General features: G+C 39.5%; 19 protein-coding genes and 1 pseudogene. 2 read left to right on the top strand and 18 right to left on the bottom strand.

The genetic code is table 11. The features are described 5' to 3' along the window. Window positions 1–282: 282 nt before the first annotated feature. Window positions 283–960, bottom strand: coding sequence for a glutathione S-transferase (locus tag FHK88_RS05190; protein ID WP_227428760.1), 678 nt, complete (start codon window positions 958–960; stop codon window positions 283–285). A gap of 3 nt (window positions 961–963) precedes the next feature. Beyond that, window positions 964–3642: a DNA gyrase subunit A gene (gyrA, locus tag FHK88_RS05185; RefSeq protein WP_227428759.1), complete on the bottom strand. Its 2679-nt coding sequence runs from the start codon at window positions 3640–3642 to the stop codon at window positions 964–966. A gap of 242 nt (window positions 3643–3884) precedes the next feature. Here gyrA and FHK88_RS05180 point away from each other — a divergent pair, with 242 nt between their 5' ends. Next, the gene (locus FHK88_RS05180) at window positions 3885–4682 is read left to right on the top strand and encodes a methyltransferase domain-containing protein (RefSeq protein WP_227428758.1); all 798 of its coding nucleotides are present in this window, start codon (window positions 3885–3887) and stop codon (window positions 4680–4682) included. 140 nt (window positions 4683–4822) lie between these two features. Here the strand turns inward: FHK88_RS05180 and FHK88_RS05175 are convergent, their stop codons facing one another. The 10 genes and pseudogenes from FHK88_RS05175 to FHK88_RS05130 all read right to left on the bottom strand — a co-directional run bounded on the left by FHK88_RS05175 (window position 4823) and on the right by FHK88_RS05130 (window position 17966). Further along, the gene (locus tag FHK88_RS05175; protein ID WP_413680419.1) at window positions 4823–6010 is read right to left on the bottom strand and encodes an ABC transporter ATP-binding protein; all 1188 of its coding nucleotides are present in this window, start codon (window positions 6008–6010) and stop codon (window positions 4823–4825) included. A gap of 102 nt (window positions 6011–6112) precedes the next feature. After that, the gene (locus tag FHK88_RS05170; protein WP_227428757.1) at window positions 6113–7708 is read right to left on the bottom strand and encodes an ABC transporter permease; all 1596 of its coding nucleotides are present in this window, start codon (window positions 7706–7708) and stop codon (window positions 6113–6115) included. 147 nt (window positions 7709–7855) lie between these two features. After that, a complete protein-coding gene (locus tag FHK88_RS05165) occupies window positions 7856–8986 on the bottom strand; it encodes an extracellular solute-binding protein (RefSeq protein ID WP_227428756.1) in 1131 nt (376 codons plus the stop codon). A 350-nt stretch (window positions 8987–9336) separates the two neighbouring features. Then, window positions 9337–10482, bottom strand: coding sequence for an extracellular solute-binding protein (locus tag FHK88_RS05160; protein WP_227428755.1), 1146 nt, complete (start codon window positions 10480–10482; stop codon window positions 9337–9339). Further along, window positions 10479–11258, bottom strand: a complete 780-nt coding sequence (locus FHK88_RS05155) for a 16S rRNA (uracil(1498)-N(3))-methyltransferase (protein ID WP_227428754.1) — start codon at window positions 11256–11258, stop codon at window positions 10479–10481. Before FHK88_RS05155 ends, FHK88_RS05160 begins: the two co-directional genes overlap by 4 nt. Before the next feature lie 36 nt (window positions 11259–11294). Then, on the bottom strand, window positions 11295–12605 hold the full coding sequence (locus FHK88_RS05150; protein ID WP_227428753.1) for a 3-deoxy-D-manno-octulosonic acid transferase: 1311 nt from the start codon (window positions 12603–12605) through the stop codon (window positions 11295–11297). A 266-nt stretch (window positions 12606–12871) separates the two neighbouring features. Continuing rightward, on the bottom strand, window positions 12872–13318 hold the full coding sequence (locus FHK88_RS05145) for a hypothetical protein (RefSeq protein ID WP_227428752.1): 447 nt from the start codon (window positions 13316–13318) through the stop codon (window positions 12872–12874). A 411-nt stretch (window positions 13319–13729) separates the two neighbouring features. Further along, window positions 13730–15271: a tetratricopeptide repeat protein gene (locus tag FHK88_RS05140; RefSeq protein WP_227428751.1), complete on the bottom strand. Its 1542-nt coding sequence runs from the start codon at window positions 15269–15271 to the stop codon at window positions 13730–13732. A gap of 204 nt (window positions 15272–15475) precedes the next feature. Beyond that, a pseudogene (locus FHK88_RS05135) lies at window positions 15476–16194 on the bottom strand (SDR family oxidoreductase). Window positions 16195–16256: 62 nt separating this feature from the next. Next, window positions 16257–17966: an AMP-binding protein gene (locus FHK88_RS05130; RefSeq protein WP_227428749.1), complete on the bottom strand. Its 1710-nt coding sequence runs from the start codon at window positions 17964–17966 to the stop codon at window positions 16257–16259. A 329-nt stretch (window positions 17967–18295) separates the two neighbouring features. Between FHK88_RS05130 and FHK88_RS05125 the strand changes: the two genes are divergently transcribed. Beyond that, window positions 18296–20668: a hypothetical protein gene (locus FHK88_RS05125; protein WP_227428748.1), complete on the top strand. Its 2373-nt coding sequence runs from the start codon at window positions 18296–18298 to the stop codon at window positions 20666–20668. Between the two features lie 120 nt (window positions 20669–20788). On the opposite strand, the gene FHK88_RS05120 is transcribed toward FHK88_RS05125, so the two are convergent. The 6 genes from FHK88_RS05120 to prfB all read right to left on the bottom strand — a co-directional run. Further along, window positions 20789–21073, bottom strand: coding sequence for a pyrimidine/purine nucleoside phosphorylase (locus FHK88_RS05120; RefSeq protein WP_227428747.1), 285 nt, complete (start codon window positions 21071–21073; stop codon window positions 20789–20791). Window positions 21074–21176: 103 nt separating this feature from the next. Further along, complete coding sequence (locus FHK88_RS05115) at window positions 21177–21446, bottom strand: hypothetical protein (RefSeq protein WP_227428746.1); 270 nt, start codon at window positions 21444–21446, stop codon at window positions 21177–21179. A 158-nt stretch (window positions 21447–21604) separates the two neighbouring features. Further along, window positions 21605–22819, bottom strand: a complete 1215-nt coding sequence (locus tag FHK88_RS05110; RefSeq protein WP_227428745.1) for an RtcB family protein — start codon at window positions 22817–22819, stop codon at window positions 21605–21607. An 876-nt stretch (window positions 22820–23695) separates the two neighbouring features. Further along, window positions 23696–24625, bottom strand: coding sequence for a hypothetical protein (locus FHK88_RS05105; RefSeq protein WP_227429694.1), 930 nt, complete (start codon window positions 24623–24625; stop codon window positions 23696–23698). Between the two features lie 36 nt (window positions 24626–24661). Further along, a complete protein-coding gene (locus FHK88_RS05100; protein WP_227428743.1) occupies window positions 24662–25348 on the bottom strand; it encodes a DUF6915 family protein in 687 nt (228 codons plus the stop codon). A 57-nt stretch (window positions 25349–25405) separates the two neighbouring features. Continuing rightward, a protein-coding gene (gene prfB / locus FHK88_RS05095) for a peptide chain release factor 2 (protein ID WP_227429693.1) occupies window positions 25406–26456 on the bottom strand; the annotation gives its coding sequence in 2 pieces (ribosomal slippage) (window positions 25406–26428 and window positions 26430–26456; 1050 coding nt annotated over the 2 pieces). This gene is flagged as partial in the annotation.

Below are 26456 nucleotides of genomic sequence, written 5' to 3'. Positions count from 1 at the left end.
CGCCTCTATAATAGTATGGTCAAAGAAGACTAAAACAGATACAAGGTGACTGAGTGTAGCTAGTACAGTTAGTACAACAAATAAGGTCAACATCGTAGCCATTTAGTAGTTTTTGACTATATTCATGATTCCTCCACAACAACCATTTATTTTTGCCAAAAAAATAAGGTGAATTGTTATCAATCCACCTTATTACTAATTACTAACTAATGACTACGAACTATATGTTACTTGCTACATACTATATAGCATCTAAACCAGTTAGCTTACCAATGCACACACTCAAAAATTAAGCTTACCGCCCTTTTCAACAGCACGTTGATATGCTGGACGTGCCTGACAACGTTTTAACCAGTTCAGTGTGTTGGCATATTTGCTTTTATCTAACGCATGACCTGCATTTGCAGCCTCAATGACAAACCCCATTTGTACATCAGCCGCACTAAATTCACTACCAGCAAACCATTGTGTATTACTTAATTGCTTTTCTACCAAATCCAGCGCTGTATTAATATTTTTTGCAATAAGGTTTGCTTCAACCTGTTTACGAATACCTCTGGTAATTGTCCTAATTAATACAGGTGCTTTCTCAGCAATTTTATGAAAGACCAGACGCATCACTAATGATGGCATGATTGAGCCTTCTGCATAGTGCATCCAAAAGTCATAGTCTTGCCAGACCAAGCTGTCCGCATCTGTTTTTGGATGCAACTGATATTCTGTATCATATTTTGCCATTAAGTAATCAATGATATGTCCTGACTCAATCATTGACACACCGTCCACTTCCAAAATTGGAGCTTTACCAGTTGGGTCTATTTTCTCTAAGCTCTCTGGTGCTAGATATGCTGCTGTACGCTCATATTTAGTCAGTTGATAATCAAGCTCTAGCTCCTCTAACAACCATAATATCCGAAATGAGCGAGAGTTTTCTAAATGATGTAAATGTAATTGACTCATCTTTTATTCCTTATCTTCTAAAGCCTCACTGTCTATATCACTATTGTCTGCACCATCTTCTGCCAAACCATCTTCTTTCAGTGCTTCGATAAGCTCATTATCCTCATTATTTTCGACACGTGCCATGGCAACTAATGACTCATCTTTAGAAAGACGAATTAAAGTCACACCTTGAGTATTACGTCCTGCTGAAGCCACTTGTGCCACTGGTGTACGTACCAAAGTGCCTTTATCAGAGATTAAAATGATGTCATCATCTTCATCCACTTTTGTTGCCCGTACCAATGCTCCATTACGCGCACTGGTCTTAATGGCTATCACACCACCACCACCACGTTTTTGAGCATTAAACTCTTCAATTAAGGTACGTTTACCATAGCCATTTTCACAGGCTATCAATATTTCTTTGACGTCATCATCAAGAACAACCAGTGATTTAATACTCTCATCAGCCTCTAAGCGCATACCACGCACACCTTTTGCAGTACGTCCCATCGCACGGGCATCATTTTCATCAAATCGAATGGCTTTACCACTGGTCGCAAACAACATGACTTCTTGACTACCATTGGTAATACGAGCAGAAACAAGCTTGTCACCTTCTTCTAGCCCAATTGCTATCAAACCATTTGAACGAATATTAGCAAACTGCTCAAGCTCTACCCGCTTCACTGTACCATTTGCGGTTGCAAAGAAGACAAAACGCCCAGCAATATCTGCAGATAAATCTGGAATTGGTAAAATGGTGGTGACTGTTTCATCTGGGTCTAGCGCAATCAAATTGACCAATGGGCGACCTCGTGAGCCACGGCTTGCCAAAGGAACTTCAAAGCCACGTAAGCTAAAGACACGTCCATTATCAGTAAAACACATCACGGTCGCATGTGTGGACGTCACTAATAGATGCTCAATCACATCATCTTCTTTCATCGCAGTGGCAGACTTACCTTTACCACCCCGACGCTGGGCGACATAGTCACTAATAGGCTGTGTCTTAGCATAGCCAGTACGAGAAACAGTCATCACCACGGTCTGCTCTGGGATAAGGTCTTCACGACTAAAGTCATTGCGAGAATCTACAATATCTGTACGACGTTCATCACCAAAGTTATCACGAACTTCGATCATTTCATTTTTAATCACTGTCATCAGCTTGTCAAAATCTGCCAAGATGGCTTCTAATGCAGCAATTTGACGAAGAATATCTTGGTATTCATCCGTTAACTTATCTTGCTCAAGTCCTGTTAGGCGGTGCAGTTGCATTTCTAAAATGGCATTAACTTGGTCTAATGACAGACGATAGCGAGTATTACTTTCTATCAATCCGTAAGGATTATTTAAATCTTCACCCTCAATAAACTCAGGACGTACAGCACGAACTTCATCGCCACCACGACCCGCCGCTGTTAGCATAGCGACAACCGTTCCTGACTCCCATGTTTTCGCAAGTAGTTGCTCTCTTGCCTCACCACGATTAGCAGAATGCTTAATGGTTTGGATAATATCGTCAATATTTGCCAATGCAACGGTTAAACCTTCTAACAGATGACCACGTGCCTTTGCTTTATCCAAATCATAGATAGTACGACGAGTCACTACCTCTTGACGATGACGAACGAACGCAGCAATCAACTGACGCAGTGTCATTAGTTTAGGTTGCCCATTATCTAGTGCGACCATATTAATGCTAAAGCTTGATTCTAAAGGTGTTTGCAAAAATAAATTATTAACAATGACTTCTGCAACTTCACCACGACGTAAATCAATGGCTATACGCATACCATCTTTATCAGACTCATCACGTATCTCAGAGATGCCTTCAATTTTTTTATCACGTACCAGCTCAGCAATACGTTCAATCAGCTTGGCTTTATTGGTTTGATAAGGAATCTCAGTAAATACAATGCGCTCACGGTCACGATTTACGCCTGTCTCACTCATTGGCTCAATATGATAACGTCCACGAACATGTAAACGCCCTTTACCTGTACGATAAGCATCTACAATGCCTGAGCGTCCATAGATGATACCTCCCGTTGGGAAGTCAGGTCCTGAGATATGTTGCATCAACTCTTCACCTGAAATCTGCGGATTTTCAGCATATGCTAAGCATGCATTAATCACCTCAGTTAAGTTATGAGGTGCCATATTGGTCGCCATACCGACAGCAATACCTGTTGCACCATTAACCAATAAATTAGGGATACGTGCTGGTAACACACTGGGCATACGCTCTGAACCGTCGTAGTTATCTTCCCAGTCAACCGTATCTTTGTCCAAGTCTGCAAGCATTTGGTGGGTGAGCTTAGTCATACGCACTTCGGTATAACGCATTGCTGCTGCAGGGTCATCATCTATCGAGCCAAAGTTACCCTGACCATCCACCATCGGATAGCGCAAACTAAAGTCTTGTGCCATACGCACAATCGCATCATAAACGGCTGTATCACCATGTGGGTGGTATTTACCAATGACATCACCAACCACACGTGCAGATTTTTTATAAGGTTTATTATAATCATTAGATAGCTCGTGCATGGCAAACATCACACGGCGATGCACAGGTTTAAAGCCATCTCTGACATCAGGCAACGCCCGTGACACAATCACACTCATCGCATAATCAAGATAGGATTGTTTCAACTCATCAACGATGGCAATAGGATTAACCGAACCGCTCATACATACATCTCCATGCACTGCATACCCACGATGGGCAATAGTAATTATTCATTTTTAATGGATGGCTATTTTACCACATTTTCGTCTCTCTCGGGCATCGCTATTACACCCTAAAGCAGGCATTATATCTGCAAAATAGGCGATTAATGCTAAAATAAAATTTGGAGTAATTTTTCCACCCAATCATCATCCAGTCATCACCTAACTTAGACTTACCTTAGAAAACTAAACAGGATAGCTTAATGAACCAACCTACTCTCAGCGACCGCAACTTTGACCCCATAGCCGATCATTTTACTGACAAAGTTTATGGTGGATTAAAAGGTGACATTCGGCTGGCTGTCCTTAAAAAAGACCTTTCCCAAGCCATCAATACCCTAATCTCTGAGCAAAATCGTCCTTTACGTATTTTAGACATTGGTGCAGGATTGGCACAGATTTCTATTGAGCTGGCTGATATGGGACATGAAGTCACCATCAATGACATCTCAATAAATATGCTGAATAAAGCAAAAGAGTCCATAACAGAATCTACACTTTTAGAGAGCATCAGATGGTTAGCTTGCCCTTATCAACAACTTGCAGACAAACTACAGGGGGAGTATGACCTAATTTTGTGTCATGCGTTATTAGAATGGCTGGCAACACCGGCGGATATTATTGCTTTTTTCCAACAATGGCTTAGCCCTACTGGCAAACTATCACTGTGTTTTTACAACCCAGCCAGTTTTATCTATCGTAACCTCGTTATGGGTAACTTCAATGTATTAAATAATCCAAACTATAAAGCGGATAACAAAAGAAGCCTGACTCCTAATAATCCCGTATCTTATGAAGAAGTAAGCATGTGGTTAGAGCAGGCAGGCTTTACCATCGAATCCGTATCAGGATTGCGAGTATTTCATGACTATTCACCACTAAAACGTGGGGGTCATACTAACCCTAATGCAGTCGTTGAGATGGAAGTACGTTATTCAACGCAAGAACCATTTAAATGGTTGGGACGATATTTACATATCTTGGCAAAATACGAAAGATAAAGATAATAGAGCAATAGGGTCTGTTGAACTATCACCTGCCATCCCGTCAGACTAAAGATGAATGTTCAACACACCCTAATTAAAAAACTTAATTAAAAATTATAGTTAAAAACTATCAACTTAAAGCATCCAGCTCAAAGTCAGATACGTTGCCACAATGCAGTATCAACATCCTGACCAGAAAATAAAATCACATGCTCTAACAGTGGACGAAAACCGATTTGTGTACCAACAGCATGGTCATGATGACTTGGAATTAATGATAATACTTGCTCTCCACTAGAGAGCTGAAGCTGATACAAATAATTTGCCCCACGAAATACACGTCCCATCACAGTTGCTTTTTGTGAACTGGTGTCATCATGTACCACATCATCAGGACGTATCAATACCTTGAATTTAGTACCATTAGGAAAGCTTTTACTACAGAACTTATCAGAGTTAACTGCACGTTGCACATCATCAGAGCTGAAATGAACTGGCTGACGACTAATATCTCCCATGGCTGTTTTGATAATACCATTTTCAATCACACCATCAATCATCGCTCCTTCACCAACAAACTCTGCAACAAATGGACTGTTGGGTTGATGATATAACTCACTAGGGGTCGCCCATTGTGCCAATCTGCCTTGGTGCATCACACCAATTTTATCGGCAATCGCAAATGCCTCATGCTGGTCATGTGTCACCAAAATCGCCGTAGTATTTGTACGTTTTAAAATATCACGTACCTTTGCGGCTAAGGTCTCTCTTAGCATCATATCCAGATTGGAAAAAGGCTCATCCAATAGCAACAAATCTGGCTTTGGTGCTAATGCTCTAGCCAATGCAATACGTTGCTGTTGCCCACCTGACAGCTCACTGATTCGTTTTTTAGCATGTGCTGTTAGCTCAACCAGCTCCAGCATTTCTTGTATCCGATCCAACTTTTGCTGTTTATTCCAACGATGCAGACCAAAACCAATATTTTCACTGACAGTTAAGTGACTAAATAATGCATAATCCTGAAACACCATACCCATACAACGATTTGCAGGTGCAACTTTTTGCTCAGGCTTATTCGGTAATATTGAGGTCAGTGTTCTATTATTTAATACAACCACACCATTTTGTGGTGTTTCTAAACCGGCAATCGCACGCAATGCCGTCGTCTTACCACAACCACTAAAACCAAGCAAACAGCCAATTTCACCTTGTGATAACCTCAATGACAATGAGCGCACCACCTCTGTTTCACCAAAGCTTACAGCAAGGTTGTCCACACAAAAGTAGTCAGTCATCGTATCGAACTCACTAGATGATAAGTTTTTGTCATTTGGTTGCATCATAGTTTTCAATCAATTTAAATGTTAAATAAAATAAAAAATGCTTAAAATTTAGCAGAGCTTTTGCCAGACACAACATATCCAGCAGTCTAAACTTAAAGCCTAATGCTTATCTGACTGGCGAATCAAAAAAATAACTGGAATCAAACCAACCAATACAATCGACAGGCTTGGAAGTGCCGCTCGCTCATACATACCTTCACTGGTCATCTCAAACACACGTACTGCCAGCGTATCCCAACCATGACGACGAGTCATTAACACAATGGGCATCTCTTTTGTCACTTCAACAAAAACCATAATCAGTGCAGTAAACACACCTGGACTAATAATCGGTAAAAATACACGTCGCCAACGATGTAATATACTATCACTCAACAAGCTAGCTGCATGCTCTTGATTTGGAGTTAAGCGTTGCAACTGTCTATCTATTGGCTGGAATCCTACCGTTAAAAAACGTATTGATAACGCCAATAACATGATAAGTACACTACCACTTAATATTTGAGCATCACTAATACCCCAACCAATAAGATGATTATCCAGCCATGCAATTGGAATATATACACCCACTGCCAATACTGTTCCTGGAACTGCATACCCAAGATTAGAAAAAGAAACCAGCAGCTGATTTAACTGTGTCGGAAATTGACGCTGTATCCAAGCAACTATCATGGCTAAAATAGCCACAAACATGGCTGTCATTGAAGCAATCAATACCGTATTAGTCACAAAGCCCCAATAACGACCATCCAAGTCTTGATGATAATGACCAATCACCCAATAAATAAGCTGTATCATTGGCAGACCAAAGGATACTAGAAAAATAACACTACAAAAGCCAAATGCCCAAAGATTTTTCCAGCCAGTTAATTGCACACGTTGATGCTGTCCTGCACTGGGCAGATAACTGCGACGTTTTTGCCAATAACGCTCAAACAGTAATACCACTAAAACAACAAGAATCAATAATGCAGCTAACTGAGCTGCTGTGGTTAAACTAAAAAATCCAAACCACGCTTTATAAATCGCTGTGGTAAATGTATCTAGATTAAATACTGATACTGCACCAAAGTCAGCCAGCGTCTCCATCCATGTTAATAACAACCCACCAATAATCCAAGGCATTGCCTGCGGTAACGCAACCTTAAAAAAAGCCTGTCGATGTGTTAACCCTAACATCTGTCCTGCTTCTAATGCCCGCCGTCCTTGCGATAAAAATGCTTGCCGTGCCAATAAATAAACATAAGGATAAAAGACTAAAGAGAGCATGACACCAGCGCCCCATGCACTGCGAATATTAGGAAACTGAAACGATACTCCCATATCCCGTAAGGTCGTTTGAATAATACCACTATAATCAAACAGCCCCACACCCACAAATGCCAGTACATAAGCAGGTATTGCAAAAGGCAACATCAATGCCCACACAAATACTTTTTGCCCTGTAAAGCGGTACATACTGGTCAGCCATGCCAGATAAGTCCCCAAGCTTCCAGCAATGACTGTTACTAAAGCTAGCAACAAAAGAGTATTCTTCATCACCTGAGGTAACACAAACTCAGTCAGATGAGACCAAATATCTGCCATTGGCTCAAGCCATGAACGCATGACAACTAAGATGGGTATTAACATAAAAAGCGAAATCAATCCTAAGACTGATTTCGCTATTAATGCTCGATAAGAAGAATGTTGCATATCACAAATTTCTTTAAAAAAGCGCTGATTTTATTTTGGATATACGACCAAGTTTATAATGACTACATAAATCAGCCGTATATCACAAAATACGAAAAATAGAATATAAGCTTAATCGCTTACACTTTCTCTTTTTGCTTCTTACTATTATTCGTAACCTGCACGATCCATAAGCTGGATAGCTTCAGCTTGACGCTTACCAAAGATACTAACATTGATGTCATCTTGTTTAAATGGTCCCCAAGACTTTAACATTTCTGACTCATCAGTACCTGGCTTAACTGGGTATTCTTTATCAGCACTTGCATAGATGCTTTGAGCTTGATCTGATGATAACCATTCAATTAACTGACGCGCACCAACCACATTATCAGCATTTTTGATGATACCTGCACCAGATACATTGACGTGTGTACCAAAGTCATCAGCACCATCGCCTTGGTTTGCCCAGAAAAGTTTTACAGGGAAGCTTGGGTTATCTTCTAAAATACGACCATAGTAATAGCTATTTGCAATACCAACTTCACACTGACCAGCATCAATGGCTTCTAGCAGTTTAGTATCATTACTAAATACAGGAGCAGCTAAGTTAGCAACCCAACCTTTTACAATTTCTTCAGTTTTATCAGCACCATAATGCTCAATCATACTAGCAACTAATGACTGATTATATACTTTCTTAGATGTACGCAGACATAGTTTGCCTTTCCATTTTGGATCTGCTAAATCTGCATAAGTTGATAAGTCAGTTGGTTGTACTTTTGAGGGATCATAGAAAATAGTACGTGCACGTAAAGACAAGCCAGTCCATAAGTCATCAGCATCACGATATTTTTCAGGTACATTTTCATTAACAATGCTAGACTTTAATGGCTGTAATAGACCTTTTTCACCCGCTTGCCATAGGTTACCAGCGTCAACAGTTAATAGCATATCAGCAGGTGTATTTTCACCTTCTGCTTCTAGACGTGCCATTAAAGGACCTTCTTTATCAGTAACCAACTCAACAGGTGTTCCAGTTTCAGCTGTGAATTTATCTAAAAGTGGTTGAATCAACTGTTCATTACGTGAAGAATAAATAGTTACTTTTTCAGTTGATGCAGGCTCTGTACCTTCTGAGATTTCAGTTACTTCTGGCTCAGAAGTTGCTGATTCAGTAGTTTCTGTGGCTTCTGGTGCAACAGTATCTTCTTTTGCACCCTTGTCACAACCACTCAATAAAGCCATTGTTGCAACAATGGCAGCACCTAAATATGTCTTTTGCATAGTTAAACTCATGTCTTAATATCCTTTAATGAACCATTTATAATGACTACCAATAATAAATAATTTAACAACAGATTTAGTATATCTATACAGCCAGATAAAATTTAGTTTGCTGTATTTTTCATATCTACCTGATACTGTTGGTGATTACGCCGGATGATATAATAATATAAATAATAATAATTATCAATAGAATAACGAGTGTATCTTTCCTGATAGATACGCTTAAACACACCTTATTACAATACTGTTACAATAAATATATAATCAAATCTATGATAACAAGTGTTAATTTAAATGGTAAGCTGTCTTTGCTGAAATAATTAGTATCACTATCCTCTATCTTTTTATAATCAAACTCATCATAAATAGCCTGCCTGCTCAATGATTTCCTTAATTTCTGCACGTTCATCATCACTTATGGATTTTAAATATGGGGTATTATTATCAGCCTGAAACTTTGTCCATTCAGGGCGTATCGCTAGCCTATTGATATTTGGGTCAGTAATAGATGCTAAAGGGAATGTATAACTATAAAAGCTCAGTAATGCCTGACCTGTATCTTCTGATAACCATTCTAACAAGCGCAAACCATCATCAGGGTTCAGTGCCTCTTTACTAATTGCACCCCCTATCACATCAATTACTGTTCCATTATTAATTTGGTTTGCCCATGCTAGGCGCACAGGTGTCTTAGGATTTTCTGCAACATAATGTATAAATACATCACTACCAACAATACCCACATCACACTGCCCATGAGAAATGGCTGTTATCACTGCCATATCATCAGCCAAAACGGGCTGAGCTAAGTTTGCGACCCACCCTGCTACAACCTCTTGTGTTTTTTGCTCACCACGATAGTTTATCATGTGTCCAATCAATGCTTGATTAGCTGGAAGCTGACTACTAGATAAACACAAGCGACCTCGCCATTTATCACTTGATAAGTCTGCATAATTAAACAGCTCTGCTTCATTTACTCGTTGCTGGTTATAAACTAAGGTACGACCATAATAACTTAATCCATACCATAACTTATCTTCACCCTGTCCTCCTAGTCGCTCTGGTAATACTTCTGAGCTTACAGCCTGCAATATATCAGCATCTTCAGCTTGTGTTAGTAGCACACTTTGATATAAAAGAAAAACATCCACTGGCTCTGATGTCTGTATACTAGGATTATCCGCTTGTGCATTACGAATAAAGCTATGCATATCAATAGAATGTAGTACAACTTGAATGCCTGTCTCTTCAGTAAAGGCTCGCATGGCTGGTAGTAGAAGCGCTGTATCCATATCTGTTGCAACAGAGATGACTTCAGTATTTAGACTCATGCCATCTTCTTCTACTGGCTCTGATGGCGCCGGTGTACAACCACTGATGCCAGATAATACGACAGCACCCATTAATACCAGCCTTGCCTTCTGTCGCAAGCAGTTAAACCAATGTGCCTTAGCACCACTGCACACCTTTTTTAAAACCATCCAACTAGAACGCTGCGTCATGAATAACTGTCCTTTGCATTTGCTAGCACTTGACCACACAATACATTGACCACTGCCTCAGTGCGTAAAATCCGTTGCCCAAGACTGGCAATATAACACCCTTGAGCCTGCATCAACGCAACCTCATAATCTACCCAGCCTCCCTCTGCACCAATACATAGTATCTGAGGTATGCCTTGCTGGATAGTACACTCAAAAAAACTCATCTTAGTATAAGGATGTGCCACAATCGCTATCTGGGACTTGTTATTTAACCATTCTGATAGCTCATCTTCGACAAATGGTTTAAAGCGTTGCCGATAGAGTATTTCTGGTGCTATGGTATCGACACCTTGCTGTAACCCCTCTAGAACAAACTCATCTATTCGAGACAGTAATGGACTTTGCCAATAGCTTTTTTGAGTACGTACACTATTCACCAGAACAATACGCTGAACACCAATCGCCGTCATATCCATAATGAGTCGGCGCAGTACTTTTGGACGTGGTAATGCCAAAATGACTGTTAAATCTAATTTATCAGGAGGATTTTGAGTTAACTGAACATTGGACAACCCAACCATCGTCTCTGTTAGGGTACAAATCGTTCCTGTCCCTAACATACCACCAAGCGCACCTATCTGAAGTGTATCTCCCACCTGACTTTTTAGCACTTGTCGGATATGTGCCACCTGTTTATCATCAGTCAAGACAGCCTGCAATCTGGCATCAGTCCTATTTATCAACTGACCTGATACGTTATCTTGCCAATTTTTTGGTAATAATAAACAGTTCATATGAAATTTTTGACCTTAAATAACTGATTCACAAAATCACTCACCTAAAATCATAGATAGCTGTTTTTGTACTGCCCCGTGATGTTTCTCAACCAGCTCCCGACCTTTTTTACCTGCCTGCTGAGCCTCTTTATCAGAAGATAGCCATTTTTTAACCGCCTCTACCAAAGCGACAACATCCGTACTATCACCAACCTGACACAATGCCCCAGCCTGCTGTAACTCTGTAACCAGTTGCTCACATGACTGCGTATACCGTCCCATTATGATAGGTGTTCCCACACTAGCAGGTTCAATTGGATTATGTCCACCAACGTTTACGCACGAACCTCCAACAAAAGCCACATCAGCTATCTGATACCAACACATCAGCTCTCCCATGGTATCTGCCAGATAGACTTGTGTCTCTGGCTGTATAGGCTGTTGCTGACTACGTCTCACACTTTGTAATCCCGACGCATCAATCAACTTAGCGACCTCATCAAAACGCTCAGGATGTCGAGGAACTATGATTAACAGTGCATTTTCCAGACCTACCTGTCGTATTAACTTTTGATGCGCCTGAATCACGGCTTCTTCTTCACCAGCATGTGTGCTGGCTGCTACCCATATAGGTCGTTGCTCTACCTCAACTGCCAGCAAATGATTTTCGATAATAGGCAATTCTGGTAAAGTCACTGACCATTTTAAAGAGCTTGCCATGCGAATTTTTTTACTAGGCGCACCAAGCTGGCGAAAACGTTTTGCTGATGGTACATCTTGAGCAATAATCAAACTAATATTGTTCATCATACATCGGCTAAGTGAGGAAAATTTTTGATAGCTCTGAAATGACTTTTCAGACAAACGCGCATTCACTAAAACCGACCGAATCTCTCTGGATGTCAACTCATACAATATGGTTGCCCACAACTCTGTCTCAACAAATAGCGCCAAACAAGGAGAAACATGCTGTAAAAATCGTGAAACCACCTGTGGTGTATCAACGGGTACATAGCTATGTGTCATCTGTCCTGTTTGAATAAATTCAGCAAAACGTTGCTGCGCTCTTGTAAAGCCTGTATGCGTTGTATTTGTTAACCAAATACCGTAACCTTTCTCTAATAAGACATCAAGCATGGGTGCAATCGTATTTGTTTCACCCAATGATACTGCATGACACCAAATCACCTGCTCAGTATCTGGACGTTTAGGATATGTCAAAGCGAAACGTTGACTGACTTCTGACAAATAGTCTGGACTCTGACGACGTTGCCACCACACTTTCAGACGATACAGAGGTTTTAACACCTGCATCACCAAACGATAATATAAGGGCGGACGCACAGGATGAGATAAAGAAGGCAAGAGAATCATAGTAAGATAAGAATAAAATAGAAGATAACAAATAAGAAAGATAATCTAAATAAATAAGACTAAACAAGAGAGCCATAAAAGACTGGTACACAAAATAATGTAATGCTCTCTACTATATGCTCACCAATTAGGTAACCACCAAAATCATTGCTTATATCCATTAAAGTACTTAGGCTATCTTTGGGTGGCGTATTTTACTGGCTTATGACTGAGATGAAAAGATGAAGCGGTACCATTCACACACTTTATTATTTAGACTAATGACAAAGGTGTGAAAGTACCAATAGATAAGGATGATTGCCCTTTCCATAATTTCCTAATGCACTGCGCTTACCTTCAACACAGACACGAAATGATTGCATGGGTGTATCCTTTTCAAAATACTGTGACTGGCTTAGTATATGATATGGATCACTGACAAGATAAGTACGCTCATGTGTTTTTAGTGTAATTTCTTTTCCAGCAAAAGTAACGACACCCTCATAGTTACCAGAATGCTCATTACTCACGGTCTGTACTAACACATGTGGTAAACTCTGGATGCTACTAAACGCCATGCTCATAACAGCACTGACACTTAAAATCGTGATGCCAACCACCTGCATTAAAATATGTTTATCAGCAAAAAACCGTGATAAAACATTTTGTTTACCTGCCGGTTGCCGTTTTGGCTGAGTAGGTAACATTGTGACTTTGTCCTTCATGATATGCCTTTCAAACCTATCAATCCATAGCCAAACTTCAAAAATGTAATGCTAGTACACTAAATCAACTAAACCATGCATGATGTATGAGCTTCATTATTTATCGTGCTACACAATAACAATATTAGAAAAATAAGCTACCTTTAGTAGGATGAAATAACAGTTTTAATTGACCAAAACATAAAGTTGCTTTTTTTAACCTAAAAAACAATAAAAAATACTATTGACTACGTCAAAAACCCTTTATCCGTAGAAAAATAAAAGTCCCCATAAAATTCTTTGCCTTCTATTCCCACAATAAAATTAGTGATTTAATAAAATCCGCCACAGACTTTGCTATTTATAAGTTTGAGGTTATCAAAGATAAACAATTACCTTTAATTTCAAAAATATAACTTCAGTAGCAGTCCATTACACTAAAATAAATATCATAACTGCCAAGATAATAACACCCACTATTAGTAATAAATAACGCCTATCGGTGGTTTCATCATACTTACGTTCATCAAGTGCAGTTTGTGCTTGGTTCCACTGCTCTAGCAAAGCTTTTGCCTCAACATGTCCATTATCCGCCGCCTTTTCTAGCCAATGCCGACCAAGCATCATATCTTGAGTATGCCCAAGACCTTGATAATATAAACGACTCAGCTGACGTTGCGCACGTGGGTCATCCATCTCAGCAGCCTTTTGTACCAGCTTAAATCCCTTATGCTCATCCTTTTGAATACCTTCTCCCAAAAAATAGCATATAGACAATCGTAACATGGCACTGGTATTACCTTGCTTGGCTGCTTTAGCTAACTGCACAACAGCTTGCTTTCTAGCTTGCTGATGCTTTTCATCAAAATTAATCTGTTTTAACTCTTTACCAGACTGACACAGCTTAGCGATATGCTTATCAAACTGATTTAATATTTGATTGGCTTTAACATACTCTGCTTTACCAGCAACCTGATCTACAGAAATCTGTGCCAAATCATTACGCAAGTCTGTAAAGTCATCTTGACGAATCAAAGGCTGTGCTTTTTTTACCACTACTGGTGCTTGGCGCTTTGTTTGAACATCCGCTTTTGTCTCTACAGTTGCTACTTTTTGTGATACCCCTTGCTCTATGCTAGTAGACTTTTGCTCGGATATTTGTTGCGTACTTTGTTTTGATGTACTAAATACCCCATCCTGACTTTTAGCATGCTCAGCATGACTATGCTCTACTGTACTCTCTACCGTTTTATGTGAAGGTGTCGCTAATATGTGGTTATTTGAATGTCCTTTATCCGCAACATCTGCCTTATTTGTAATACGACTGTGTGTATGTTGTACAAGGCTGGCTTGTTGTGCCTGCATTTTTTCTAAGATAGCTTCTTTTTTTGCTGGGGGTAACCGCTTAAACACTGCCTGAAAAATACTATTACTGACAGCATCCCCCATGATTGAACGATTAGGCTTTTGCGGATTACCAAATAGACATTGCGCAATTGGCTCTAAAACAAAAAATAAGTGTTTACTCTCATGGGTCGTCTGAAACCGACGTGGCAGATATTCTAAAGCCATAAAGTGATATGGATTATCCTGATCTACTCTAAGATGGGGATATCGCAAATTAACTTCACTACGACTTAACCACTTTGGTGCTACTCCCCATGCTTGAGCTAATATTTTACCCATATAAAAACCAATAAATAACAACAAATTACGGTTTTTAGTATTATCAATAAACACCATCTCCGTCTGCGTTAAAGACTGACGCAACTCTAATAGCAATTTATCTAACCGTTGTAGACTTTGCATGCTACCATTTAGCCGGCATTGTCGAAGTTTATCCTCATACAATATTCCACCATCAATTGGTCGAGACTCCTGATAGTCACTCCAAAAAGCCTCAGCAATATACTCTATAGGGCTTTTTTGTGGTGATGTTGGTACAGTTTCAGACGTATTAGTAAAATTAGACATATGCACGGCAGCTTCAGTTAGGTTATTGTTTATTTTTTATTGTGACGAAAAAAAAGAACACAGTGATTTGATAATACCAAATCAAAATGCTCTTATAAAATTACTAAAATGTAAACCTAACTTTATTTAAATATATCCAAGGTGAAATACAAGCTGATATACCCCTAGATTCGATAACTTAGAATATCAACTTTATACAACTGTCTACACCATACGGATTGCCCCATCAAGGCGAATCACCTCACCATTGAGATAAGCATTACTGATAATATGACAAGCCAGCTTAGCAAACTCGTTTGGCTCTCCCAAGCGTTTGGGATAAGGCACACTGGCTTCTAACTGCTGGCGTGCTTCCTCAGGAATGCTTTGCATCATTGGGGTGCTAAAAACACCGGGGGCAATGGTCATCACTCGGATACCATGACGGGCAAGCTCTCGTGCTAATGGTAACGTTAACCCAACCACACCTGCTTTAGAGGAAGCATAACTGCCCTGTCCGACTTGACCATCAAAGGCGGCAATACTTGCTGTATTAATAATCACCCCTTGGTCAGCATTATCAGTATTATTTGCACCACCTTCGCTAGCTACTCTCTTAGCAATACTGGCAGCAACCAAACGTGCCACATTAAAAGTACCGACTAAGTTAACTTGAACCCCTTTACTAAACTTATCCAAATCCGCAGGGTTATTGTCTCTATCAAGCAGTTTTTGTACGACCACAATACCTGCACAGTTGACCGAGCCATGCAAACTACCAAACTTATTTTCCGCCATTTCTACTGCTTGTTGCACATCCTCACTACTGGTCACATCACAACGCACAAAATGAACAGTATCGCCTAGCTCTTGAGCCAATGTTTGGCCTCTCCCAACCCTGAAGCCCCACCTGTGACGATAAATGTTTTATCTTTTAATTGCATAATTTTTCCTTTATTTATTACATTCAATCATTATATAAGGTGTTTTATATTCACAAACACCATTAACCATTTTGGCGTAGTAAAAAGCGTTGCGTTTTACCGCTGGGTGTTTTTGGCAAAGCAGTCACAAATTCAATATGGCGAGGGTAAGCATGGGCTGCTAGGCGTTCATGAACCAGATTTTTAATCTCTTGAGCCAGCTCATCACTGCCAGTAAAGCCTTCTTTTAATACCACATAGGACTTAATCACATGACCACGCACTTCATCTGGCACTCCAACGGCGGCTGACTCTGCAACGGCTTCATGCTCCAATACGGTATTTTCAACATCGGTCGGTCCAATACGATAGCCTGCGGTAATAATGATGTCATCATCACGCCCTGAGAACCAATATGTGCCGTCACTATGACGCTCAACCACATCGCCTGTCAGATAGTAATCACCATGAAAGGCTTGCTTTTCATCCCAGCTATAACCCGTAAAATAAAATGCTGGAGACTGACTCACCACCACCGCAAGCTGTCCTTGCTCACCATCGGCAACTTCATTCATCTCATCATCAAGCACCACTAAGGTATGCCCCAATAGTGGTTTACCCATTGAGCCCGTGTCTGCTTCATGAGTAAGTGCATGATGCACACAGCAGGTCATTCCTGTTTCTGTTTGTCCATATTGGTCACATACACGACAACCCAAATTATCCGTCACCCAACCTACCACTTCGGTATTTAGTGTTTCCCCTGCTGAATTTGCCACTCGTAATGATAACTTATCACTATTATTATCAAACACACCGCTAGATTTCATCATTCGAAATGCAGTTGGTGATGATGCCAAATTGGTAATACCATGACGCACCATAAAATCAAAGGTATTTTGAGCATTAAATCCTGCTTCATTAAAGTGGGTGGTCATACCCATCAACAAAGGTCCTGTAATCGCATAATACAAACCATACGCCCAACCAGGGTCTGCCATATTCCAATATTTATCATCCTCACGTAAATCAATGGCATAACGTATATACAAATAAAAAGCAGGCAAGGCAGATAATGGCACACTCACCCCTTTAGATTTACCCACTGTACCTGAGGTAAACATTTGCAAAAATGGGGCATCAGTTGTTAATAATACTGGCTCAAAATCGCTATTTTGCGAAGCAATCTCGTCTTGATACAGCACATCGCCCCATGTGTTTTCTGCACTGTTTGCACCAACTAACACCATTTTTGGTAGGCTGGCAAGCTCACCATGCTTTTCTAATTCTGTAAATTTGCCCCGATTGGCAGGATTGGTAAACACCACTTTGGTATCGGCTTTTTGCAGACGGTAATCAATCGACTCATAACCAAAGGCAGTAAATAACGGCTGATATACCGCTCCAATACGCCATGTCGCTAGAACAATCACCAACAGTTCAAGGGTACGTGGGAGCATGGTTGCCACTCTATCCCCTGCCTGCACACCATAGCTTTTCAGCAAATTGGCAACTTGTCCGCTTTGCTCGGCAAGCTCAGCAAAAGTTAATTGACGCAGATTTCCTTCACAATCCTCATGCACTAAAGCAACCTTATTAGCTTTACCATCACGCACATGACGTCCACAACACGCCATATAAGCATTTCTGCCATCATCAGGGTGACTGCCAAAGATTTCTTGCTGTAGATTATCCATGGTGAAGTTATCGTAAGCGTGCTGATAACTGTTTTGAGAGACTGGAGAGTTTGAAGTGTTGGTTTGAGATGTTGTTTGATGATTTTGTGTTGTCATAAGGCTAGTCCTTTAGCTACGTTAACTAATATAAAATCCTATGACCTATTAATAGCGCATTATAACCATTATTTCAATACATATTGTATCATTTTTACGATTATCATTAATCGTCTCTTTTAAGATTTTACTTCTGATTACTTGCCTATTTAGAGTATTTATCTAAATTCGTGTTTACCCAGTCACCTAAATACTTATGACTCTTAAAGCCCAGACTAAACGCCACAAACAAATAATACTCATCATAAAACCAAACCTAAAAAATGATAAACTTTCTCAACCTCTGCTACTCTTCTATCATTTATTACAATAAAGTTATCTGAGACATTATGCAAAAAGACTGTTGGGAAATTCTTGCTATTGAGCCAACTACTGATAAAAACCTTATCAAACGTGCTTATGCCAAACAGCTAAAAGACAATAAACCTGATAAAAATCCAACTGGTTTTCGCCAGTTGCGAGAAGCTTATGAAACGGCATTGGCAAACTTGGCAAATATAGAGTTACTGGCAGAAGATGAAGAATATGTAGATAAATCAGATACTGAATTTACAGTTGATGCAAACCTAGACTATAAGCATCACTATGAACAGGGCTATGACCATAGCTACGACAATGATACAAATGATACGTATCACACTATAGAAAATAAGCCTAACCTTGAGGACAGTCCTACTACAAGCAGTGCTAATCCTGTCTGCAGTATAAGCAAATTAGAAACATGGCAACAAGCATGGGATAGCTGTCACAAACTGCACCCAAATTTAGATGATGCTGACTTAGCCTTATACCACTGCTTGTCTCATCAATTCGCACAGCGACATACTCTAGCCCTTGATGAAACCATAGAATTTGAAGAAACACTATTCAACTGGCATCTGGCTCATGCACCCAATTATCCAATCAGTTTTTGCTTTACAGTTGATACATTACAGTGGCAACAAAAAACCAAGTATATCCACACTGGCTTTGATATGTGGCAATATCTATCATCACTGATTAATTTTTATCAACAAAATAATCAACAAAATTTTTTTAGTGTCTTATCACAACATCATGACCTAAATGCCGACTTAAACTATATCGAAAAACAGTGGCAGGATAGCATTATAAAAGGACATTTTTTTGAGCAATTGCAATGGGATATCGAAAACAACCAACTACTTAATGATGAGCAAAGCCAAGCATATTTTGAGCAATCCCTATTTATCTTCTTTTTTTATAATACCCACACAAACTTGGTGAATGAGTTTTTTCTAGCTTATCAACACTTCTCTTGGCACAAGCATTTACAAGGTATAGATAGATACCGTTTTCCATGGCATTACCTACCTGAACTAATACAAAATTATATCCCTGAGTTTAAAATCAACACACTGCATGATTTTGCAGATTATTTATCCTATCATCATCCGTCCCTGTATAAGCAGTGGTACACAGACAATGGTGATAAATCTAATATCATTGCTGATTATTACTATCAAGAAGCTGATACTAAAAACAATAATAATGGTGATAATGACGATAGCGATGGCAATCATGACCATTCTGATACTCAACAACTTTGCTATCAATGCAATCAATACCAGACAGACTATCAAGCAAAGCCTTCAAAGTGGCAATCTTGGCGGTGGCATTGGCAGTTTTTTTACCGTCTTCTACTGCCCTATAAAGTCATTATCCTTATTAAAAAATTACGTACTGTTGAAAAAGATATCCAACACTATGAATGGTTAAATGCTCATGGCTTAACTGACCCAGACTATATAAATAATATTGCAGAGGCTAAAAAAACCTCAAGTAAACCTTCTAAAGTTTATCAATACTGGCACTGTTCCAAAAAGATAAATTTTTTATATCAACTGTTATTTAATGGATTTTTAAGACCATCGGTGTTTTGTGTATTGGCAGTTATTGCCACAGTTTTTGTCATCACCATATCCTTAATCTATGCTAATCCATTGTGGACTTGGCAACATATCATTATAGATAGTATGGGTGTTTTTTTATTGCTTAGCTTTACTGTTATATTTTGGCAGATACAGCTTAGGCTATTTATGCATAGCAACAGCTTTTTCCACAATCAACCGCAACCACCTAAAAAATCATACTCAACCCTCTCAACTCTGGGTATGATGTTATCCAAACCCATAGCCATTGTATTAATTGTCAGTGCATACCTACTGAGTATCCTATTACCGCAGAAATTAGCTATCACCTTGCCCCTATCAGCAGAAGCAAGTCTGTTTTTATTACAAAATGGGCTGGGACTGATTATGGTATTATTGCTGGCTTACCGAGCAAAAAACATCCACTTAGCACTGGGAGCTTGGTACATTAGTGTGCTATTTAGTGTATGGGTACTGTTAAATATATTGGCTGTACTCACCCAATCAAATGAAACCATATTAATACAACCTTTACACTGGCTATGGATATTTTTATCTATCCCATTATGGCTAAAAATATGGGCAAATAGTAAGTCTATATATAGTGAACTGCCCCTTTATGCTGAAGTTGTTATGTTTTTTATATCTGCGTTTGCTTTATTTTCATTATTTTTCACTATATTTGCTATTGGCACAATCATTCCTAACAATATTAATCTGATTATTACTATCATTTTATTATTATTCTTACTTATATTTTGGGCAATTTCTTTATTTAGAATATGGCATTTTACTGCCAGTTTGGAGTTATAAAACACTATAGCTAGTATGAGAATATAACTGGCAGAAAAATCCCCAGTTACCCTATTTTAAGTATTAAAACAGAACAACTGGGGCTTGATATCATTATTCGCTAATGTCTATTTAGCCAGCTTACTTACCATACGTACATAAATAAGCAGTTTCCATCTCCACTTTGACCGCAAATTTTTGCTGAGCCTCAACGGTAAACTGTTCACCTTCCAAAAAGGTTTGCCAGTCATCACTATCAGGTAGTTTCACCGTTAATGCACCGCTAACAACGGTCATGGTTTCAAACTCGCTAGTACCAAACTCATATTCACCCACTTCCATCACCCCGACAGTAGCAGGCTTATTAGCGGTTTGAAAGCCAATTGAAGTTACTTTGTTATCAAAATACTGGTTAATTTTTGGCATGATTATCTCCTTTTAACTGTTAATATAAATATGACCATAAGTTTAATAGTAACAGCTTAGTAAACTTAATTACTAAGCCTTTGTCAATCACTATTTAACCAACTCACAGCTCCGACAGCCAATCTGTTTGCCGTAACTTTTGCTTAGTCTCACGACGACGTTTTTTACGCACGATTTTGACATCGTCTTTTTCATGTACGCCACCTTTTCTTAGTAGCGGATTGAGTGCCAAATAGTTGCGAGGTTTGACCGCACCTAATGAACGGCTGACAGGAACATCTGTGTTTGATTGTGAGTCCTGCTTATCCTGTTTTTGCATTTCTGCCAAACGCTCTAACTGTTTGGCTTGTTTTAATGTCTCTTTTAAGCTCATTTTTTTGTTTTCCTATTTTCTATTTGATTAAAAATATCATGGTCATGGTAAAAAATAGCAATTGCGAAAATCTGCCTACCAAGGAAGACATGTGAAAATTGTACAAGTTAGTACATTGAACATGTCTGACACAGGTAGGCGGATTTGCAGGTTTGCTATTAGCCTTTAATACACATCACTTGTTTCAGCGTATGCACCACTTCTACCAAATCACTTTGGTTTGCCATCACCTCGTCAATATCCTTATAAGCACTGGGGATTTCGTCCATCACGCCTTTGTCTTTACGACATTCCACGCCTTCGGTTTGCAGACGTAAATCGTCCAAATTAAACTGACGCACTGCCTTACCACGACTCATTTTGCGACCTGCCCCATGCGAGCATGAGCAGAACGATTGTGGATTGCCAAGTCCACGCACAATAAAGGATTTTGCTCCCATCGAACCGGGGATAATGCCAAGCTCCTCGCTATAAGCACTAATCGCCCCTTTGCGGGTCACATAAACGGTTTCGCCAAAATGAACTTCTTCATTGACGTAGTTATGATGGCAATTAATCGCCTCTTTGGTGATTTGAAAACGAGGCAAGCCCGTTTGTGGTGATTGCATGGCTTTGATGACCAATCGCATCATCTCTTTGCGGTTTTGCATGGCATAATCCTGAGCCCATTCCACCGCCTCGATATAATCGGCAAAGCTGTCCGACCCTTCAGCAAAATAGGACAAATCACGGTCTGGCACATGACCAAAACGGGATTGACGCTCCTTTTTGGCAAGGTTAATAAAATACTGCCCGATACAGTTGCCAATACCGCGACTGCCTGAATGTAACATCACCCAAACGTCATTGTTTTCGTCCAAACACAGCTCAATAAAGTGATTACCACCACCCAATGTACCAAGCTGTTTTGCCCATGTACGCTCAAAGCCTTTGAGCATTTTTAATAAGCCTTTGTGCTTATCGGTAATGGGTTTTAGGCGTTTTGCCAATGGGTCAAGGGTCGATATTTTTGCCTCAATTTGCTTGTGCATGTTAAAGCCAACGGGGACTTGTTGCTCAATGGCAAGGCGTAATGGCTTTAGGTTGTCAGGCAAATCATTGGCGGTTAATGACAATCGTAAGGCATTCATACCACAGCCAATATCTACGCCCACCGCCGAGGGGATAATCGCCGACTTGGTCGGTATCACACTGCCCACCGTTGCCCCTTTACCGACATGAACGTCAGGCATCACCGCAATATGTGAATGCACAAATTCAAGCTGAGCAAGATTGCGGAGCTGTTGCAAGGCAGATTGCTCAACATCGCTGGTGTAAATCTTTACTGGCACGCCATGTTTGCCACTTTTATTTAAGGTTAGTTGTATGCTCATCGTTTTTTCTCATTTTTTATATTGGGTTAATTTGACTTATTACTTTTTTATAAAAGGATTTTATTAAAACTGTATTTTTAAAAAACAGCAGACAAAACTATCTCCGTCCCATATTTTTTGTTAAGTACAAAATTTTGGGCAATAAAATCCTATGGCGTTATTAAAGAATTGCCAAAATAAAAAAGCAACACGATAAAACACCAACAAATTAACCTAATAAAGGTTTTGTTTAGTTATTGATTCTGTTATTTACCAGCTCACTATAAAGCGAAGTAAATTTAAGTTTTTGGAATGTGCTAAAAAAAGCGGTTTAAGAGGTAACTTAAAGACAAACATAAGCTATCAAGATAAGGTCTTTTTACCTTATTGTCTTATAAGCTGTCTTGTAAGTTTAAATTTCTTAAGAGAGGATAAAACAAAGACTAGACATCACAACTGACAACATACCATTGTTGCACTTATACCATAATAGCCATTAAACAACAGCCATATGCCATAAATGGACATCACAAGATACGCCAAACAGCCAATTATAAACAATCAGTTTTAGAAAATCAGAGGATATAGCTTAGTAATAAATAAAGCCTACTACTATAGAGCTATACTGATTTTATACCCACAACAGAGTTAAGCGTTGCTGGGGTGATTGTCTGCTTTGTATTAACCAATGCTTTAGTTAGCACAGATGAAAATAACGACATTGCTTTTACTCCTATAAGTTGTGGGTTAATGGGAAAGGTTATGTGCGGATATAATAAAGGCTTAAAAATAAAAGTCAAGTATTTTTTATAAAAAAAGAGATAAAATAAAAACTAAATTAATTTTATCCCTTTATAATCCGCTTAATTTTGGAAACTTTGATTTTAGAATCTAATTTTAGAAATCTTGGTTTTGCTCTTCTTGGTTTTGCTCTTCTTGGTTTTGCTCTTCTTGGTTTTGCTCTTCTTGGTTTTGCTCTTCTTGCAATTGCATTAATTCTTCATAGCTTAATTCATGAATATGAAAAAATGGTTGTGACAATACAGCATTAACCGCCCTTAATGCCTGCACATCACCACCTAGGTAGTGTAACTCTGTTTCACCATTAGTCCCATCACTTGGTTGTTTAACAGCAAGTTGTCTAATGGCAAAGTGTTGTGCATATTGCACCAATAGACTTTGTAGAATTGGGTTATTCTCATCAGCTTGTTGATATACAGTGGCGATAAAGTCACCTTCAAATACTTCAATATTTTTAAAAAAGTCTGAATCAAAAAATTCATCAGGGTGTACCACGTCCCAAATACCACTCCACTCTTCATCGAAGTTTTTTAGATAATTATAACCTTGTGTGCAGTATGAACGCTCAGGGTGACAAATCTGTAGTACATAACGCTTGTCCTGAATGGGGTCAAATTCAGTCAATCGGTAAATATTACAATCCACTGCCAACAACACATCAAGCAATTGCTCATCAGTTAGTGTATCAAGTTGCAATTCTTGACTATCTATAAAACAATCCCAAAAATTTACTTCTTGGCTTTGTATTTTGGATAATTTTTCTTCGGTCGCCTTGCTGACTACCACACCATGTTCTCGTAACTTATCAAACAAAACCTGTAAGTTTTGCAAATTTTTATCACTTTCCATGTCTGCAAAAGGCTCTCTTACCAGCAAATCCAAATCAAGATTATCCCGTTCTAACTTTGCCCACTCACTCATTGCCTCTATTTTATTGGTATAAGTTTTGTGTAATGAGACCGCATTACTTAGCTCGTAATATGCATCATTATATTCAAATCCTCGACTGTGGATTGCATATGCCATATCTTGTGTCCCTTAATACAATGTAAATTATGGTTGTTATTGTAGATTTTGTTTTAGATTATGCTGGTGCATGTTTTGAATATAGCGGGCTGATGGGGGATAGTCCGCCCCTTGATTCATCCATTGCTCAAAACGCATATCAGCAAAGATAACTTCACCTGCCAGCTCAAAATCAATGAACTTAACATCCAACAAAGCAGACGCTAAGATATTTTCTGTAGCTGAAGTGGTTTGTGTCTCTGTTAGGTTGGGTATTCGTGGTAATACTGACAATAAAAACCAACTATTATGGGTAATCAGCAATGACTTTAATTGTCCTGTCAGTGCCAATGGTGATAACAACAAACGACTAATAGATGGTGATAATGCATATTGACTATGAAATCGCTGAATGGCTTGCTGTTGCTCAGGGGTAACTTCACCCTGCATGGCTTGCACAAAGTCAGCTAAGGTAGGAATAAAACGATGACGGAAATCGACCAACAGATGGTCTTTTTCACAGATATCTTTGACATCAACTTGTACACCATCACTATTGGTAATTTGATGACCAAAAATGGGCAAGACAATTTCATTGACTGCCCAGAGTGTATGAAAAATACGATGGCGATTGTCACTACACAGGTTTTTTGTACTGTCAATAAACTGATGAATGTCTAAATAATCTTCTGCCACACCGCCATGACGGCGAGCAGAAATTTGTGCGTGTTTAATAGCATTCATCGTTTAGCAATCCCTTCTAGTGCCATCCCTTATGAATAGTATATCTTGCAAAAAGACTTACAACCCCGCCTTAAGACTTGCCTCAATAAACTGGTCAAGGTCGCCATCAAGCACCGCCCCAGTATTAAAGGTTTCAACCCCTGTGCGTAAGTCCTTAATACGAGAATCATCAAGCACATACGAGCGAATTTGACTACCCCAACCAATGTCTGATTTATTATCCTCAACGGCTTGCTGTTTCTCCATGCGTTTTTGCATTTCCAACTCATACAGCTTGGCACGTAGCATTTTCATTGCTGTATCTTTATTGGCATGCTGGCTACGTTCATTTTGACACGCCACCACTGTGCCTGTGGGTTCGTGGGTGATACGCACCGCCGAATCGGTGGTGTTGACATGCTGACCACCTGCCCCACTTGAGCGATAGGTATCAATACGCAAATCAGCAGGATTAATATCAATGTCAATATTGTCATCAATTTCTGGTGAGATAAACACTGAGGCAAACGAAGTATGGCGACCATTATTGCTATCAAATGGTGATTTGCGTACCAGACGATGCACCCCTGTTTCGGTGCGTAGCCAACCAAAAGCATAATCACCTTTGACTTGAATGGTCGCTGATTTAATCCCTGCCACACCCCCTGCTGATACCTCAATCACATCGACCTTAAAGCCATGAGCCTCACACCATCTGGTGTACATACGCAGTAGCATTTCTGCCCAGTCTTGTGCTTCTGTACCGCCTGAACCTGATTGAATGTCCAAATAGCAGTTATTAGCGTCCATTTCACCGCTAAACATACGTTTAAATTCTAACTCTTCCACCTGCTTTTGAGCGGTGTCTAGCTCACTTTGTACGTCTTTAAGTAGGCTTTCGTCCTCTGCCTCAATCGCCAGCTCAAGCATGGCATTGGCATCTTCTAACGTGGTTTCTAGTCCAACGATGGTATCAATCACCCCATCAAGTTGGCTTTTTTCTTTGCTAATTTTGGTGGCTCGCTCGGGGTCGTCCCAGAGATTGGGGTTTTCTAGCTCAAGGTTGACTTCTTCCAAGCGTTCTTGCTTGCCTGCAAAGTCAAAGATACCCCCGTAACTCGGTCGCTCG

This window comes from Psychrobacter sp. I-STPA6b, from assembly GCF_020662265.1.
Taxonomy (GTDB): Bacteria; Pseudomonadota; Gammaproteobacteria; order Pseudomonadales; family Moraxellaceae; genus Psychrobacter.
Note: the sequence above shows the minus strand (reverse complement) of the source record. Positions and strands in the feature narration are given on the sequence as shown.

What these genes read in the sequence shown, in the direction of transcription:
- FHK88_RS05175 (WP_413680419.1), bottom strand. Translation starts at nt 6,010, where the DNA reads ATGCAACCAAATGACAAAAACTTATCATCTAGTGAGTTCGATACGATG.
- FHK88_RS05165 (WP_227428756.1), bottom strand. Translation starts at nt 8,986, where the DNA reads ATGAGTTTAACTATGCAAAAGACATATTTAGGTGCTGCCATTGTTGCA.
- FHK88_RS05100 (WP_227428743.1), bottom strand. Translation starts at nt 25,348, where the DNA reads ATGAATGCTATTAAACACGCACAAATTTCTGCTCGCCGTCATGGCGGT.
- FHK88_RS05115 (WP_227428746.1), bottom strand. Translation starts at nt 21,446, where the DNA reads ATGAGCTTAAAAGAGACATTAAAACAAGCCAAACAGTTAGAGCGTTTG.
- FHK88_RS05190 (WP_227428760.1), bottom strand. Translation starts at nt 960, where the DNA reads ATGAGTCAATTACATTTACATCATTTAGAAAACTCTCGCTCATTTCGG.
- FHK88_RS05125 (WP_227428748.1), top strand. Translation starts at nt 18,296, where the DNA reads ATGCAAAAAGACTGTTGGGAAATTCTTGCTATTGAGCCAACTACTGAT.
- FHK88_RS05105 (WP_227429694.1), bottom strand. Translation starts at nt 24,625, where the DNA reads ATGGCATATGCAATCCACAGTCGAGGATTTGAATATAATGATGCATAT.
- FHK88_RS05140 (WP_227428751.1), bottom strand. Translation starts at nt 15,271, where the DNA reads ATGTCTAATTTTACTAATACGTCTGAAACTGTACCAACATCACCACAA.
- FHK88_RS05130 (WP_227428749.1), bottom strand. Translation starts at nt 17,966, where the DNA reads ATGACAACACAAAATCATCAAACAACATCTCAAACCAACACTTCAAAC.
- FHK88_RS05155 (WP_227428754.1), bottom strand. Translation starts at nt 11,258, where the DNA reads ATGAACTGTTTATTATTACCAAAAAATTGGCAAGATAACGTATCAGGT.
- FHK88_RS05160 (WP_227428755.1), bottom strand. Translation starts at nt 10,482, where the DNA reads ATGACGCAGCGTTCTAGTTGGATGGTTTTAAAAAAGGTGTGCAGTGGT.
- FHK88_RS05120 (WP_227428747.1), bottom strand. Translation starts at nt 21,073, where the DNA reads ATGCCAAAAATTAACCAGTATTTTGATAACAAAGTAACTTCAATTGGC.
- FHK88_RS05110 (WP_227428745.1), bottom strand. Translation starts at nt 22,819, where the DNA reads ATGAGCATACAACTAACCTTAAATAAAAGTGGCAAACATGGCGTGCCA.
- gyrA (WP_227428759.1), bottom strand. Translation starts at nt 3,642, where the DNA reads ATGAGCGGTTCGGTTAATCCTATTGCCATCGTTGATGAGTTGAAACAA.
- FHK88_RS05170 (WP_227428757.1), bottom strand. Translation starts at nt 7,708, where the DNA reads ATGCAACATTCTTCTTATCGAGCATTAATAGCGAAATCAGTCTTAGGA.
- FHK88_RS05145 (WP_227428752.1), bottom strand. Translation starts at nt 13,318, where the DNA reads ATGAAGGACAAAGTCACAATGTTACCTACTCAGCCAAAACGGCAACCG.
- FHK88_RS05180 (WP_227428758.1), top strand. Translation starts at nt 3,885, where the DNA reads ATGAACCAACCTACTCTCAGCGACCGCAACTTTGACCCCATAGCCGAT.